General features: G+C 69.9%; 14 protein-coding genes and 1 pseudogene. 9 read left to right on the top strand and 6 right to left on the bottom strand.

Translation table 11 applies throughout. The features are described from left to right. Window positions 1-58 precede the first annotated feature (58 nt). Window positions 59-1,789, bottom strand: coding sequence for a GMC oxidoreductase (locus ACFXN1_RS44460; RefSeq protein WP_379439004.1), 1,731 nt, complete (start codon window positions 1,787-1,789; stop codon window positions 59-61). A 101-nt stretch (window positions 1,790-1,890) separates the two neighbouring features. Between ACFXN1_RS44460 and ACFXN1_RS44455 the strand changes: the two genes are divergently transcribed. After that, window positions 1,891-2,568 carry a MerR family transcriptional regulator gene (locus ACFXN1_RS44455; protein WP_379439002.1) on the top strand — a complete coding sequence of 226 codons (678 nt, stop codon included), beginning with the start codon at window positions 1,891-1,893 and terminating at the stop codon, window positions 2,566-2,568. 20 nt (window positions 2,569-2,588) lie between these two features. Here ACFXN1_RS44455 and ACFXN1_RS44450 read toward each other — a convergent pair whose 3' ends face one another. From ACFXN1_RS44450 to ACFXN1_RS44440, 3 genes are all read right to left on the bottom strand, one after another. Beyond that, window positions 2,589-3,959 carry a family 1 glycosylhydrolase gene (locus ACFXN1_RS44450; protein WP_379439001.1) on the bottom strand — a complete coding sequence of 457 codons (1,371 nt, stop codon included), beginning with the start codon at window positions 3,957-3,959 and terminating at the stop codon, window positions 2,589-2,591. Window positions 3,960-4,281: 322 nt separating this feature from the next. Continuing rightward, the gene (locus tag ACFXN1_RS44445; protein WP_379438999.1) at window positions 4,282-5,604 is read right to left on the bottom strand and encodes a glycoside hydrolase family 1 protein; all 1,323 of its coding nucleotides are present in this window, start codon (window positions 5,602-5,604) and stop codon (window positions 4,282-4,284) included. 160 nt (window positions 5,605-5,764) lie between these two features. Continuing rightward, entirely contained in the window at window positions 5,765-6,313 is a 549-nt protein-coding gene (locus ACFXN1_RS44440) for a hypothetical protein (protein ID WP_379438998.1), read from the bottom strand. A gap of 108 nt (window positions 6,314-6,421) precedes the next feature. Here ACFXN1_RS44440 and ACFXN1_RS44435 point away from each other — a divergent pair, with 108 nt between their 5' ends. The 3 genes from ACFXN1_RS44435 to ACFXN1_RS44425 all read left to right on the top strand — a co-directional run bounded on the left by ACFXN1_RS44435 (window position 6,422) and on the right by ACFXN1_RS44425 (window position 8,574). Further along, window positions 6,422-7,180: a hypothetical protein gene (locus tag ACFXN1_RS44435; RefSeq protein ID WP_379438996.1), complete on the top strand. Its 759-nt coding sequence runs from the start codon at window positions 6,422-6,424 to the stop codon at window positions 7,178-7,180. A gap of 116 nt (window positions 7,181-7,296) precedes the next feature. Further along, window positions 7,297-7,746, top strand: coding sequence for a helix-turn-helix domain-containing protein (locus ACFXN1_RS44430; RefSeq protein WP_379439060.1), 450 nt, complete (start codon window positions 7,297-7,299; stop codon window positions 7,744-7,746). Window positions 7,747-7,830: 84 nt separating this feature from the next. Then, window positions 7,831-8,574: an aquaporin gene (locus tag ACFXN1_RS44425; RefSeq protein ID WP_379438995.1), complete on the top strand. Its 744-nt coding sequence runs from the start codon at window positions 7,831-7,833 to the stop codon at window positions 8,572-8,574. On the opposite strand, the gene ACFXN1_RS44420 is transcribed toward ACFXN1_RS44425, so the two are convergent. Beyond that, a complete protein-coding gene (locus ACFXN1_RS44420; protein ID WP_379438993.1) occupies window positions 8,571-9,542 on the bottom strand; it encodes an aldo/keto reductase in 972 nt (323 codons plus the stop codon). The two genes, ACFXN1_RS44425 and ACFXN1_RS44420, sit on opposite strands and share 4 nt — an antisense overlap. Window positions 9,543-9,631: 89 nt before the next feature. Then, window positions 9,632-10,381 (bottom strand): IclR family transcriptional regulator, encoded by a 750-nt coding sequence (locus ACFXN1_RS44415; protein ID WP_379438992.1) that lies wholly within the window; start codon window positions 10,379-10,381, stop codon window positions 9,632-9,634. Between the two features lie 205 nt (window positions 10,382-10,586). Here ACFXN1_RS44415 and ACFXN1_RS44410 point away from each other — a divergent pair, with 205 nt between their 5' ends. The 5 genes and pseudogenes from ACFXN1_RS44410 to ACFXN1_RS44390 all read left to right on the top strand — a co-directional run. Then, window positions 10,587-11,624, top strand: a complete 1,038-nt coding sequence (locus ACFXN1_RS44410) for an NrtA/SsuA/CpmA family ABC transporter substrate-binding protein (protein ID WP_379438990.1) — start codon at window positions 10,587-10,589, stop codon at window positions 11,622-11,624. 1 nt (window position 11,625) lies between these two features. Continuing rightward, window positions 11,626-12,606 carry an ABC transporter permease gene (locus tag ACFXN1_RS44405; RefSeq protein ID WP_379438989.1) on the top strand — a complete coding sequence of 327 codons (981 nt, stop codon included), beginning with the start codon at window positions 11,626-11,628 and terminating at the stop codon, window positions 12,604-12,606. Continuing rightward, the gene (locus tag ACFXN1_RS44400) at window positions 12,603-13,373 is read left to right on the top strand and encodes an ABC transporter ATP-binding protein (RefSeq protein WP_379438987.1); all 771 of its coding nucleotides are present in this window, start codon (window positions 12,603-12,605) and stop codon (window positions 13,371-13,373) included. The genes ACFXN1_RS44405 and ACFXN1_RS44400 overlap by 4 nt, the downstream gene beginning before the upstream one ends. Continuing rightward, entirely contained in the window at window positions 13,370-14,395 is a 1,026-nt protein-coding gene (locus ACFXN1_RS44395; RefSeq protein ID WP_379438986.1) for an ABC transporter substrate-binding protein, read from the top strand. The genes ACFXN1_RS44400 and ACFXN1_RS44395 overlap by 4 nt, the downstream gene beginning before the upstream one ends. Before the next feature lie 97 nt (window positions 14,396-14,492). After that, a pseudogene (locus tag ACFXN1_RS44390) lies at window positions 14,493-14,698 on the top strand (hypothetical protein); the annotation flags it as partial.

Here is a 14,698-nt window from a genome sequence, read left to right as displayed (position 1 = left end):
ACGTCACAGGCCCGCCGATCGGAAACGATCGACGGGCCTGCGCTGTAGCCGGTGTGGATCAGGCGGGGGTGGATTCGGTCCCGCCGCTGCGGATCTCGACGATGGGCAGCACCAGCGCCGCCGGGGCGGACGCCGGGACCATCGGCTGCACCGGTGCAACGGGTGCAATACGGGCGTAGCCCGCGGCCTGCGACGGGCGGGTGTCGGCCTCGCCCTTGTTGGGCCACAGCGCCGCCGCGCGCTCGGCCTGCGCGGTGATGGTCAGCGACGGGTTCACGCCCAGGTTCGCCGAGACCGCCGCACCGTCGACCACGCTCAGGGTCGGATAGCCGTAGACGCGGTGGTAGGGGTCGATGACACCGTGGTCGGCGTCCGCGCCGATCGCCGCGCCGCCCAGGAAGTGGGCGGTCAGCGGGATATTGAACACCTCACCCCAGGAACCGCCGGCGACACCGCCGATCTTGTCCGCGACGGCGCGGGTGACCTGGTTGCCGACCGGGATCCAGGTCGGATTCGGTTCGCCGTGGCCCTGTTTGGAGGTCAGCTTGCGCCCGAACATGCCGCGCTTGGTGTAGGTGGTGATGGAGTTGTCCAGATGCTGCATGACCAGCGAGATGATGGTGCGCTCGCTCCAGTTGCGCACCGACAGGAACTGCAGCAGCGTCAGCGGGTGCAGCAGCACCGTCCACAGGAACCGCAGCCAGCGCGGGATCTTGCCGCCGCCGTCGACCATGAGCGTTTGCAGCAGGCCCATCGAGTTCGAGCCCTTGCCGTAGCGGACCGGCTCGATGTGGGTGTCGGGGGTGGGGTGGATCGAGGAGGTGATGGCCACGCCGCGGGTGAAGTCCACATCCGGGTTCACCTTGCGGGTGGCCGCGCCCACGATGGACTCGGAGTTGGTGCGGGTCAGCACGCCCAGCCGCGGCGAGAGCTGCGGCAGCACGCCCTTGTCCCGCATGGCGAACAGCAGCTGCTGGGTGCCGCGGGTGCCGGCGGCCAGCACCACGTGCTTGGCGGTGTAGGTCTTGGGCTGTTTGCGCAGCCAGGCGCCGGTGCGCTCGGTCTCCACGTCCCAGGTGCCGTCGGGCAGCGGGCGCACGGTGGTGACCGTGGTCATCGGGAAGACCTGGGCGCCACCCTTTTCCGCCAGGTACAGGTAGTTCTTGACCAGGGTGTTCTTGGCGTTGTGGCGGCAGCCGGTCATGCACTCGCCGCATTCGATGCAGCCGGTGCGGTCCGGGCCCGCGCCGCCGAAGAACGGGTCGGGCACGGTCTTGCCCGCCTCGCCGAAGAACACGCCGACCGGGGTCTGGACGAAGGTGTCGCCCACGCCCATGTCCTCGGCGACCTGCTTGAAAACCTCGTCGGCGGGGGTCATGTGCGGGTTGGTGACCACGCCGAGCATCTTGCGCGCCTGGTCGTAGTAGGGCATGAGTTCGTCGTGCCAGTCGGTGATCTCGCGCCACTGCGGGTCCTGGAAGAACGGGGCCGGGGGCACGTAGAGGGTGTTGGCGTAGTTCAGTGAGCCCCCGCCCACGCCCGCGCCCGCGAGGATGAGGACATCGCGCAGCGGGTGGATGCGCTGAATCCCGAAGCAGCCCAGCTTCGGCGCCCACAGGAACTTGCGCAGGTCCCAGCTGGTGTCGGGGAGCTGGTCGTCGGCGAATCGCTGACCGGCCTCGAGTACACCGACGGTGTAACCCTTCTCGGTGAGGCGCAGTGCGCTCACACTGCCGCCGAATCCTGACCCGACGATGAGCACGTCGAAATCGGTGTCGCGTTGGGTCATGGATTCTCCCTATGTCGTCGTCGACAGTGTGGCGGCGGTTACGCTAATGCGGACAGTTGTAACTGTCAACGTTCGCCGGTAGCGGTATCTATGCTGTTCGGGTGGATCGATACAGCCGTCTGCAACTCGCCGAACTCAGCGGAGTGGCCGCCCGCACCATCCGGTACTACCACTCGGTCGGCGTGCTGCCCAGGCCCGGCCGGGCCGGCAAGGAAGCGGTCTACGGTCCCGAACACCTCGAACGGCTGCACGCCATCACCGCCATGCAGGCGCGCGGGCTGCGCCTGGACGCGATCCGCGAGGTGTTCGAGGCCGAGGTACCCGGCGACGGCGACTGGCGTGAGGTCTTCGATCCGCGCTACAGCGCCGAGGCCGACACCGGCACGATCCTCGACGACGAGGCCCTGACCGAATTGCTCGGCGATCGCCGCCCCGAGATCCTCGACGATCTGCTCGCCGCGGGCTACCTCGAGCGCGTCGGCGAGCGCTGGCGGGTGCCCGAACCGGCCATGCTCACCGGAGCGCTCATCCTCTACGACGTCGGCACCGACATCGCCCTGTCGGGCGTGCTGCGCAAGCTGATCCGCACCCATATCGCCACCCTGGCCGACGAGATGGTCCGCGTCATCCGCGAGGCCGCGGGCGCGGAGTACAGCGGCGAGGGCGTGGACCTGGATCTCGATCGCTTCCGCGACCGGTTCCGGGCCGCGGCCCGGGAGGTCGGCGGGGTCACCCTGGTGGAGGAGATCGAACGTGCGGTGCGTGAACTCGACCGCTGAACCCCGCCGCGGCGGCTGTGTCAGGGCGCGGGGGCCGGGGCCACGCTCGGGACGGTGACGGGGGAGTCGCAGCTGGCGGGCGGATCCACCAGGTGGCAGTCCGAGGGGAAGCGCACCGGCTCGTAGCCGGCGGGCACGCCGCCCGCGGTGATGATCTGGCGGTAGGTGCCCACGGCGTCGGTGGGCTTGCGGGTCAGGCTCGGATCGGTGAGCACGTCGACGGTGTAGAGGCCGAAACGTGGTGTGTAGGAACCCCACTCGTAGTTGTCGGTGAGACTCCAATAGTTGTAGCCGACGAGGTTCATGCCGTCGGCCTTGGCCCGCTGCAGCCAGTAGACGGTGTCGCGCAGGTGATCCGAGCGGGTGTAGCCGTCGGCGCGGGGTTTGCCGTTCTCGGTGGGCATCCCGTTCTCCACCACCCACAGCGGCTTGCCCGGGAATTTCTGCGAATAGTGTTGCAGCGCATAGTAGATGCCCTCGGGCCGGATGGGCAGCTCCCACATCCCGGGCGGCGGGGCGGCCGCACCGTCGGGCAGGTTGACGGCATTGGTCTTGGGCGGCTCGAGGCCGAAATAGTAGTCCACGCCGATGAAGTCGAGCTTGTCGCCGATGCGGTCCATGAGCGGGCCGTTGACCTGCGACTCCGAACCGGCCACGTACCCGACATTGCTGGTGACCAGTGCCTTGGGCTGCACCTGGTGGATGTAGTCGTAGATCTGGTTGTGCACCTGGGCGACCTTGTCGAGCATCTGGTCGGCGTCGGTGTCGTTCTGGCGCACCTCGTGCATGATGTAGGCGACCGGCTCGTTCACCGTGACCCACACCGGATTTCGCGAGGCGTAGCGGTCGACCACCTTGCGGGCATTGGCCAGCCAATCGTCCACCATGCCCGGATTACGCCAGCCGCCGCGCTCGGCCTCCCAGCCCGGATACACCCAATGGTCCAGTGTCAGCATGGGTTCCATGCCGTTGGCCACGATGTCGTCGACGAGCCGGTCGTAGAAGGCGAACCCGTCCTCGTCCCAGACCCCGGGCTCGGGCTGCAGCCGCGCCCATTCGATGCCGATGCGGAACACCTTCGACCCCAGGCTCGCGGCCAGGGCGACGTCGCCGGGGTAGCGGGACCGGAAGTCGATGGAGTCGCGGTAGCGGTCCCAGCCGGGATTGGCGTCGATGTAGTGCATCCAGTTGCTGTCGGGCGCATGCCCCTCGGACTGGAATCCCGATGCGGCCACGCCCCACAGGAAGTCCGGGCCCAGGCTGCCGCGCGCGCCGGCCGCGGCCGCGGGCGGGGGCGTGGCCGGGGTGGCGTGGGCGACGCTCGCCACCGGGAGCAGCATCGCGGCGGCCGCGAGCCCGGCCAGGACGAGGCGGTGCAGTCGTCTGCGCATCGGCGCTCCTCCTCCGCGACGGGTGGTCGGAATGTCCCGAATCGGAGCGTAGCTGCCGGTTAACTGAATTTCGGGGCAGCGGCGGGCGTGTCGCGCTGTGCGACCGGTCTCCCCGAGCCCCGATCGGTGTCCGGTTTTCCGGTCCGGAAAACCCGTTCGGGGCCGTCACCAGCCACTTTACCTGCCTGCGCGCGATCTGCGGTGTGGGTGCCGGTCGGTGGACGCCTACCGTTTCGAGTCGTACCGGCCTGTGGCCCAAGCAGTTCCACGAGGGGGAGTCACAGTCCGGTGCAACCAGCCGGCTGCCGAGCGTGTTGCGGAGTCAACGGGGCAGGGTGACCGGGTCGGCGCAGCTGTCGAGGGCGTCCACCAGCGAGCAGGTCGCGGGCGGGCGGGTCGGCAGGTAGCCGGCGGGCACGCCGGAGTCGTGGGTGATGGCGCGGTAGGCGTCCACGGCGTCGGTGGGGCGGCGCGTCAGGCTCGGATCGGTGAGCACGTCGACGGTGTAGAGGCCGAAACGTGGTGTGTAGGAACCCCACTCGTAGTTGTCGGTGAGACTCCAGTAGTTGTAGCCGATGACGTTCATGCCGTCGGCCTTGGCGCGCTGCAGCCAGTAGACGGTGTCGCGCAGGTCGTCGGTGCGGGTGTAGCCGTCGGCCCGGGGCGCACCGTTCTCGGTGGGCATGCCGTTCTCCACGATGTAGAGCGGCTTGCCGGGGAAGCGGTGGGCGAAGTGGCGCAGCGTGTAATACAGGCCGTCGGCTTGCAGCGGCAGCTTCCACAGCGCCGAGGAGGCGAAGTTGGTGTACTCGGCGGCCGTGTCGGGCGACAGACCGTAGTAGTAGTCGATGCCGACGAAATCCAGCTTGGCGGCGATCGCATCGAGCATGGCGCCGTTGACGATCGGGTCCGCGGCGGGCACGTAGGCGACATTGCTGGTCACCATGGCGTCGGCCTGACGGGCATGGATGTAGTCGTAGATGCTGTTGTGCGCCTGCGCGAGTCGGGCCTGCATGGCCGGCACGTCGGCGGCGGGCAGCCCGCCGTTGCGGACCTCGTTCATGATGTAGGCGAAGGGCTCGTTGATGGTGACCCACATCGGATCGGCGCCGGCGTAGCGGTCGACCACCGTGCGCATGTTCGCCAGCCAGTCCTCGACCATGCCCGGATTCGCCCACCCGCCGCGATCGGCTTCCCACCCCGGATACACCCAGTGGTCGAGGGTGATCATCGGCCGCATCCCGGCGGCCCGGATGGCCGCGATCACCCTGTCGTAGAAGGCGAATCCGTCCGCGTCCCACGCCCCCGGCTGCGGCTGCACCCGCGCCCATTCGATGCTGAGCCGGTAGGTGTCGACGCCCAGATTCGCGGCCAGCGCGATATCGGAGGCATACCGGTCGTAGAAGTCGACGCTGTCGCCGGAGCGGTCGTAATCCGGGTGGGTGTCCACGTACCGGCGCCAATTGCTGTCGGGCGCATGGCCTTCGTTCTGGAACCCCGCCGCGGCCACACCCCAGTGGAAGTCGGCGCCGAGTGCGGGCAGGTCCGCTGTCGCGGGTACCGCACCGGCCGGAGCGCCGGTCGCGAACAAGGCGGTGGCGGCGGCCAGGATGGCAACGGCATGGCGGCGGGAGTGCATGCGCATGGGCTCCTCATTCGGCGGGCAGCGAATCGGGCAGGCGTCCGGCATTATTGCCGATGCGCGCCCACACAACCCGGGGTTCGACCGAATAGTCCGGTCCGGATCCGCGCGCACGATGACGAACGCGGACTGCTCGGGACGGAATCCCGGTGTGTGTCGACGCTCACTCGGCGGGCTGGTCGCCGTGCGGATTCGGGCCCCAGCCCGGCCGGCCGGGGCCGCGGTGCTGCGGGTGGTCCGGACCGCCCGGTTGCCCGGGTCCGCCGAAGGGCCGGCCCGGAATCTTCGGCATGCCGGGCATTTTCGCCCAGTCGGGCGGCTCCGGCATGGGAGGCAGATGTGGCATCTCGGGCATGGGAGGGACCGGCGGCACCGGCGGGATCTGGATGCCCGCGGGCGGGACGGGCGGGATCTGGATGCCCGCGGCGGGCCCGCCGAAGCGCTGGAACGCGGCTTGGCGTGAGGTGCCGAAGATTTCGCCGATCTCGGCCCAGGTGCGGCCCTCCTCGCGGGCCTGGCGGACCAGGGAGCGCAGCACGTCGTCGACGACGCCGTCGAGGCTGCGGGCTGCGCGCAGCGCCGCCATGACCGACGGCGCGGGCTTGCCGTCGCCGGGCCGCAGCACCTCGGCGACGAATTCGGCATTGGTGGACAACAGTTTTGCCAGGACCGCGCGTTCGTCGGCGGGGTCTCTGTGTCGGGGATCAGTCATATGTAAATGCTGCCTTTACGTGAAAGCTTGTGTCAAGGAACGATTTACACGCTCGCGGATACTGGTCATTAGCTGAAAGAGGGGCGGCGGGTTTGCCACACCTATAACGTGTTCGTCAGAGATCAGGAGGTGCTGGGTGAGGACACCGACGACATGACCGATTCCGAGAGATGCGCTGCCGAGCACGAGCTGTTCGAGCTGGTCCGCAAGGCCGGATTCGAGGGGCCGGCCTGGAAACTGCTGGCGGACAGTCTGGTTCGCCACGCATTGGCGGTGCTGGGGCCATGGGTGCGCACCGGCTGGATTTTCTCGGTGGCCGAGCAGAAGCGCATGCCGCTGCGCCCGACCGCGCAGGAACGACTGCTGGTGGAGACCCGCTTCGCCGAGGACTTCGTGCAGGAGACCATCACCCGCGCGCTGGAGCGCTTCCGCCGCAATGCCCGCGACGGGGACGGCTGGAATGCCGACGGCGGCCTCGGCCTGGGCAGCTACTTCATCGGCGCGTGTGTACTGGCCTTCGTCGAGCACTTCCGCCGCAGCCGCCGCACCGGCGACCTCTATCAGTTCCAGGCCGCGGCCTCGGTGGCCATCGTGACCGAGGACGGCCCGGACCTGATGGAGGTGCTGGCCTCCACCGAGGACGTGGCCGGTGCGGTGGTGGACCGGCTGGCCTTCCGCAGCCGCCTGGCCGGGCTCGGCGACCGCGACCGCGGGCTGGTGTGGGGCAATGCCATGGGCCTGACCGGCCGTGAAATCCAGCACCTGTTCGACTTCCCGTCCGTGAAGGCGGTCGAACAGCGCTGGGCCCGATTGAAAGGCGACCACGGCTGGATGACCGGCCTCGACCGCAAGGAGGCCGCCGAATGAGCCCCGACCACGCCCCGGACCCGGTGGCCCGCGTCGCCGAACTGCTCGAGCGGTCCTCGCTGAACGAGCCCGCGCTGCAACGGCTCTACGCCCGCATCCCGCACCGTGCCGCCGAACTGCACGTCACCCCGACCACCGTCCCCGCGCCCGCGTCCGGATTCGCGGCCCGCCTCAACAGGCTCTTCGAGGTCGTGCCCGCCCCGGGCGAGCGCCCGCACACCAACGCCGAGGTGGCCGCCCAGCTGACCGCGTGGGGCCACCCCATCTCCAAGCCCTATCTGAGCCAGCTGCGCTCGGGTGTGCGCACCGATCCCTCGCGCGAGACGATCGCCGCCCTGGCCCGCTTCTTCCGGGTCCGGTCGGCCTATTTCGCCGACAACGCCTATACCACCGCTGCCGACCGGGACTCCGAATTGATCGGCCGGCTGCAGTTCCACGGCCTGCGCAAACTGTCCACGCGGGCCTTCGATCTGAGCGAGGAGTCCCAGAACCTGCTGACCGCCATGGCCGATCGCCTGCGCGTCACCGAGGGTCTGCCCGAGGTGGGCGGCGGCGGGGTCGATTGATCGCCGAACCCGGCCGCGCCTGATATACGAGATATCTTGCGGCGACGCGGTCCTGCGCGAGCGCCGGTCTGTCACTGTGTCCGGGTGCCGAACCACGAACGTCCGCTGATCGATCCCGCCCTCGACACTGTGCCCGCCGAGGCCGGACTGTCGCTGGCGCGGCGGTCGGTGGCCGAGTTCGCCGGAACCGCGGCGCTGGCGGCGGTCGTGATCGGCTCCGGGATCGCGGCCGAACAGCTCTCACCCGGCGATCTCGGACTGCAGCTGCTGGAGAACTCCACCGCCAGCGCCTTCGGCCTGGCCGTGCTGATCCTGGCGTTCGGCCCGATCTCGGGCGCCCACTTCAATCCCGTGGTGTCACTGGCGGATTGGCTGGGCGGACGGCGGCAGCGCACCGGGCTCGGCACCCGGGAGCTGGGAGCCTATGTGGTCGCACAGTGCGCGGGCGCGATCGTCGGCGCCTTGCTGGCCAACGCCATGTTCGACCGCACTCCACTGCAGATCGCGACCCACCATCGCGTCACCGGCGGCCACCTGCTCGGCGAACTCCTCGCCGCCGCCGGCCTGATCGCCGTGGGCTTCGCGGCAGCCCGCCACGGCCGCGGTGCGAGCGCCGCAGCCGTGGCAGCCTACCTCGGCTCGGCCATCTGGTTCACCAGTTCGGGTTCCTTCGCCAACCCCGCACTCACCGTGGGCCGCATGCTCTCCGACTCCTTCACCGGCATCGCCCCGGCCTCGGTGCCCGCGTTCGCCGCGGCCCAGATCCTCGGCGGCCTGGCCGGTTTGAGCCTGATGACCCTGCTGTACCGGCCGGCCGGAGCCGACTAGGGGTTACGCGTGGTCGAGGGGACCGCGAAGGAGGTGCGGTCACCCGACCAGCCTTCGGGCGGGACCAGCTTGTCGAGCTCGGCGAGATCCTCGGCACTGAGCTCGACCGCGGCGGCCGCGGCATTCTCCAGAATGCGCGCCGCACGGCGGCTGCCGGGAATCGGCACGATGTCCGGTCCCTGGGCCAGCAGCCAGGCCAGCGCCAGCTGCCCGGCCGAGATGCCCAGGCGCGCGGCCAGGTCCCGCAGCGCCGCCACCTGTGCGAGGTTCTCGTCGAGATGCTCGCCCTGGAAGCGCGGGTCGTTGCGCCGGAAGTCGCTGTCGGCGACCGTAGTCGAATCCAGTGTGGCAGTGAGCAATCCGCGGCCGAGTGGGCTGTAGGGCACGATCCCGACCCCGAGTTCGCGTGCCACCGGGACGATATCGCGCTCGGGCGCGCGCCACAGCATCGACCATTCGAACTGCACCGCCGCGATCGGATGCTCCGCCACCGCCTCCCGTAGTTGCTGCGGGGTGGCCTCGGAGATGCCCAGGTGCCGCACCTTGCCGGCCTTCACCAATTCCGCCATGGCTCCGACGGTCTCGGCCACCGGCACCTCCGGGTCGATCCGGTGCAGGTAGTACAGGTCGATCGCGTCGCGCCCGAGCCGCTGCAGCGATTCTTCGCAGTACCCGCGAACATGCTCGGGCCTGCCGTCGAGTCCCACGCCGGTCTCGGTCCGCACGATCCCGAACTTGGTGGCCACCAGGGCGTCCGTCCCCGCCAGCGCCTGCCCGACCAGCCGCTCGTTGTGCCCGCGCCCATAGCTCATCGCCGTATCGAAGACGGTGATTCCCGCCTCCACCGCGTCCCGGATGGCCGCGGCGGACTCCGCGTCGTCGGCTGCCCCGTACCCCTGGGAGAACCCCATGCACCCCAGGCCGATCGCCGACACCGTCAAACCATTCCCGAGCCGCTGTGCACGCATGCCGCCCATCGTGTCAGCCGCGCCCGCCGTCGACCAATCGGAACTCGAATGAAATCCATTGATTGCCAGATGGATCGGTGTATCCGGGGTCAGCCGTCGGCGGCGAACCGGGCGGCGATGTCGGCGGCGGTGATCTTGGCCAGATCGACCAGGAACGGGAGCCGTTCGGGAATCATGAGCGTGGTCGTTCCACGCAGCCCCAGCGCGAACCGGCAGGGCGCGCCGGGCGTCAGGATGGGGACGGCCAGCGTGCGGAAGCCCGGATCGAGCTCCTCGTCGTTGTAGGCGTAGCCGCGTTCGCGGGTGCGGACCAGCTCGCGCCGGAGTTCGGCCGGGGTGGAGACGGATCGGGCGGTGCCCTCGTCGTAGGGCAGCGCGGCCAGCTCGTCGTCGCCGGCGTCGTTCCATGCCAGCAGGGTCTTGCCGAGCGCGCTGGCATGCAGCGGCAGCCGGACGCCCTGGAGCCGATGGCCGTCGGTGTCGCGCCAGCGGCTGGTGGCCAGCAGCACGGCGTGGATGCTGTGGCGCAAGGCGATCGAGACGCTGGCGCCGGTGGTGGCGGCGAGCTGTTCGAGCGCGGGTTCGGCCAGGTAGATGCGGTGCTGGCGATAGGCGATCTGACCGTACCCGGCCAGTGCGCCGCCCATGCGGTAGCGGCCGGAATCCTCGCTCTTGTCCAGGAATCCGGCCTGCACCAGCGCGGTGAGCAGCCGGTGGGTGGTGCTGACCGCCAGTCCCTGCTGTCGTGCGACCTCCGAGACGCCGCGCTCCGCACCGTCGCGGAAGCAGTCGAGGACCGACAGGGCACGGGCGACGGTCTGCACTCCGGAGGCTTCCACGGTTGGGACGGTAGCACGGCGTGCCGGTCCGGTAGACCCGAGCTTTCCAGTATTTGGAAAGCCGAAAGGCAAATGGCCATAAGTCCTTCGGTGGAGGCCTGTCAACCCTTCCAATCCTCGGAATGGATTACCTCGCTCCGGTCGCGTGGGATCCCTACTGTCCCAGGGCATCGCTGGACCGTTCCGAATCGAAGAGGTGCCCACCATGTTCCGCACGCGCCGGCCACACCGTTGGCGTCACGCCCTCGTCCTGGCTCCCGTCGTTGCCATGCTCGCCGCGTGTGGCTCCGGCTCGACCGACACCGGTTCCGGTGAGGTGGTGCTCAAGGTCGTCGACCCGGGCAATGCCGGGCCACTGGCCGTCGGCAAACGCGACGGCACCTTCGACAGGGCGCTCGCGCCACTGCACGCTCGCATCGAATGGGTCACCACCACACCGGGTTTCAGCTCCATGCTGAAGCTGTTCAACACCAGGGAGCTCGACGTCTCCGACGCCGCCTTCAGTCCGGTGGTGGGCGCGCTGTCCAAGGATGTCGCCGTGCGCATCGTGTCGGTCTCCGATCCGGCGGGCAAGGATCAGAGCGGCATCCTGGCCACCCCGAACTCGGGCATCCACTCCGTCGCCGATCTGGCCGGCAAGCGGGTCGCGGTGAATCCGACGGGCAAGGGCGAATACATCCTGCTGCAGGCCCTCGCACAGGCCGGGGTGCCCGCCGACAAGGTGACGCGAGTCCCCTTGCAGCAGAAGGACGCCGCCACCGCCTTCGCCACCGGCAAGGTCGACGCGTGGGCCTCGTTCCTGGTGCCCTATCAGGAGGCCAAGGCCAACGGCGGCGTCGAGATCGCCACCGAGCAGTCCATCGGATCCAAGGACAACACGGTGTTCGTGTTCCGCACCGAGGTCGCCGACAAGCACCCCGACATCGCCGCGAAATTCCTGCAGACGGTGCAGCAGCTCACCACCCGGCAGCGTGGCAATCCCGCCGACTTCCAGAACGTCTTCGACAAGACCGGTCCCCGCGCGCTGAGCGGCCCGCGCCTGACCGACGCCATCCGCCTGGGCGGCGATGCGACCGTGCCGCATCTCCCGACCGACAGCGACGCCGCCGACCTCGCCACCATCGTCAAGCTCTTCCGCGACAACGGCGTCATCTCCCGCGACATCACCGCCGCCGACATCTTCTACGACCTGAAGTCCAAACTCACCCCGGACCAGCTGGCCGGGCTGCAGCCGGGACGCTGACATGGCCACTTCCGCCGCGCCCGCCCCGCAGCAGGTCTCGGGTATCGACGACGATCCACCCAGCACGACCGAGAACGAGAACCATTCGGCCGCAGCCGATCCCGCCTCGGACGCGATCGGTGACAACGCGGCCGGGCGTGCGACCGCGGCCGCCCCGAACCCGGGCGCGGATATATCCGGATTGGCCCCGCCCCGGGCGCGCGTCGAACGGCGCAGGCCCGCATGGGTTTCGCTGCCGCTGCGATTCGTGCTGCCCGCGCTGATCATCGCCGCCTGGTGGATCGGGTCGGCCACCGGGGCATTGTCGCCGCAGGTACTCGCCGGTCCGCCCAAGGTGTGGTCGGCGCTGCTCGAGCTGGCCCGCAACGGCCAGCTGACGGAGTTCGCGCTGGCGTCGTTCACGCGCGCCGCGCTCGGCGTCGCACTCGGTGTGACGGTCGGCATGGCGCTGGGCCTGCTGGCCGGATTGTCGAGTCTCGGTGAGGAACTGGTGGATTCGACCCTGCAGATCGTGCGCGCGGTGCCGTTCCTGGCGCTGGTGCCCTTGTTCATCGCCTGGTTCGGCATCGACGAGCTGTACAAGGTGCTGCTGATCGCCGTCGCGACGGTCGCCCCGATGTACGCCTACACCTACCTCGGCGTCCGCAATGTGGACCGCAAGATGGTGGAGGCCGCGCGCGGCTTCGGGCTCACCGGAGTCCGGCTGGTCGCCGAGGTGATCCTGCCCGCCGCGCTGCCGGGGGTGCTCATGGCCCTGCGAGTGTGCCTGTCCATCAGCATCACCGGCCTCATCGCCGCCGAACAGGTGGGCACCACCGAGGGCGTCGGCTATCTGGTGACCCTCGCCCAGGAATACAACCGCACCGACTACATGGTGCTGTGCGTGGTCCTGTACGCGCTGCTCGGACTGGTTTTCGACGGCGCGGTGCGGCTGGTCGAACGGCTGGCCATGCCGTGGCGGCGACAGGTGGCTATGCGATGACGACCCCGCACGCGACGACCACCCCGCCCGACACCGCATCGCCACTGGCGGTCTCGATCACCGGACTGCGGAAAGCCTTCGGCGAGAAGGTGATCCTCGACGGTGTCGACCTGACCATCCGCCGCGGCGAGTTCGTGGTGCTGCTGGGCCCCAGCGGCACCGGCAAGACCACCCTGCTGCGCCTGCTGACCGGACTCGAGCAGCCCGACGCCGGCGAGGTGCTGGTCCCGTCCGCCCGCACCACCGTCTACCAGGAGCCGCGCCTGGTCCCGTCCAAGCGGGTGCTGGCGAATGTGACCATCGGGCAGCGCCGTTCGCGCGCGACCCGCGAAGCCGGGCTGCGCGCGCTGGCCGAGGTCCAGCTCGCCGGCAGGGCCCGCCAATGGCCCGCCACGCTCTCCGGCGGGGAGGCCCAGCGGGCCGCCCTGGCCCGGGCGCTCGTCCGCGAACCCGATCTGCTGCTGCTCGACGAGCCGTTCGCCGCACTCGACGCCCTCACCCGCCTGCGCATGCAGGACCTGGTCGGTGACCTGGTGGCCCGCCACCGCCCGGCGGTGCTCATGGTCACCCACGACGTGGACGAGGCGGTACGGCTGGCCGATCGGGTGCTCATCCTCGACCGCGGCCGCTTCGCCGTGGATCAGGCCGTCGACCTGCCGCGACCGCGCGACCGCACCGATCCGGCCGCCCTGCGCTACCGGGCCGCCTTCCTCGCCCAGCTCGGCGTCGACCGTCCGGACACCGAAAACCCCAGGAGCACTTCATGACCGACACCCTCTGGTACACCCGCTGCCCGGTCCCCACCGCCAGCGGCCTCGCCCACAGCCTCGGCTGGCTCGGCGACACCGCCGAACACAACGGACTGGCCTTCGGCGTCCTCCAGGACGCCGCACCCGAACTCGCGATCCGCCACTTCGACCACGATCTGCCCGGCCTCATCCGCGAGGGCGGCAATGTGCCCGCCCTGGCCGCCCGCGCCCAGGGCTCGCCGACCCGGCTCATCGGCCTGACCTGGATCGACGAGGCACAAGCCATTGTGGTGGGCCCGGATTCGCCGGTCACCTCCGCCGCCGAGCTGGCCGGGCTGCGCGTCGGCATTCCGGCCTGGGCGCGGGACCGGGCGCGCAGCTTCCCGCGCGCGATGGCGCTGCACGGTTTCGCCAGTGCCCTGCGCCTGGGCGGCCTGACGCTGGCCGACGTGCGCGTCATCGAGCTCGGCGTGGAATCGAATCCCCAGGTGCGTACCGAGATCCAGCAGCGCGACCGGAGCCTCACCTGGGGTGTGGCGGAACTGCTCGACGGCGCCGTGGACGCCATCTACGTCAAAGGCGCACGCGCACAGGAGGTCGCCCAGCAACACGGGCTGCGGATCGCGGTCGACCTCGACGCCACCGAGTCCAAGCGGCTACGCGTCAACAACGGCACACCCCGCCCGCTGACCGTCCACCAGCACCTGCTCGACACCCGCCCCGACGTGGTGATCGGCTTCCTCGCCCAGACTCTGCGCGCCGCCGACTGGGCCACCACCCACCGCGACGACGTCGCCGAGGTCCTGCAACGCGAAACCCTGTCCGGCCCCGAGGGTGTCACCGCCGCCTACGGCACGGACTTCAACATCGGCCTGCACCCCTCGCTGTCCGACGAGCGCCTCGAGCTGCTCGCCGTCCAGCAGCAGTTCCTCTACACCCACGGCTTCCTCGCCGCCGACTTCGACCTCGGCTCCTGGATCGCCCCCGAACCCCTCGAGCAGGCGCGCGCCCTCGTCGCCGCCGGACAGGCCGCGGCATGACCGAACCCCATTGGCGCTCAACGGCTCCCGCCGACCTCGCCGCGCGCCACAAGCGCGGCGCGCGCAGATCGACCAGCGCCGCCGCGGAGGTGCGGGCATGACCGAATACCTGTGGCGGCTGCCCAGCCGTGGTGATGGCCGCCGCGCCGATGAGGGGCTGCGGCACCGCGGCCGGGGCGGCAGTCCGATCCCCGCCGTCGATGCCGAGCGGAATCGTGCCGGGCGCAACGGTATCGGGGGGGGAACCGAGGAAGGGAGAGGAAAAAGTCTCTGTGGGGTTTTCGTCTGTTGGGGCGAGGGAGG

This window comes from Nocardia sp. NPDC059154, assembly GCF_042755705.1.
GTDB lineage: Bacteria > Actinomycetota > Actinomycetes > Mycobacteriales > Mycobacteriaceae > Nocardia.
The sequence above is the reverse complement of the archived record's forward strand: the minus strand, read 5'-3'. Positions and strand labels throughout refer to the sequence as shown.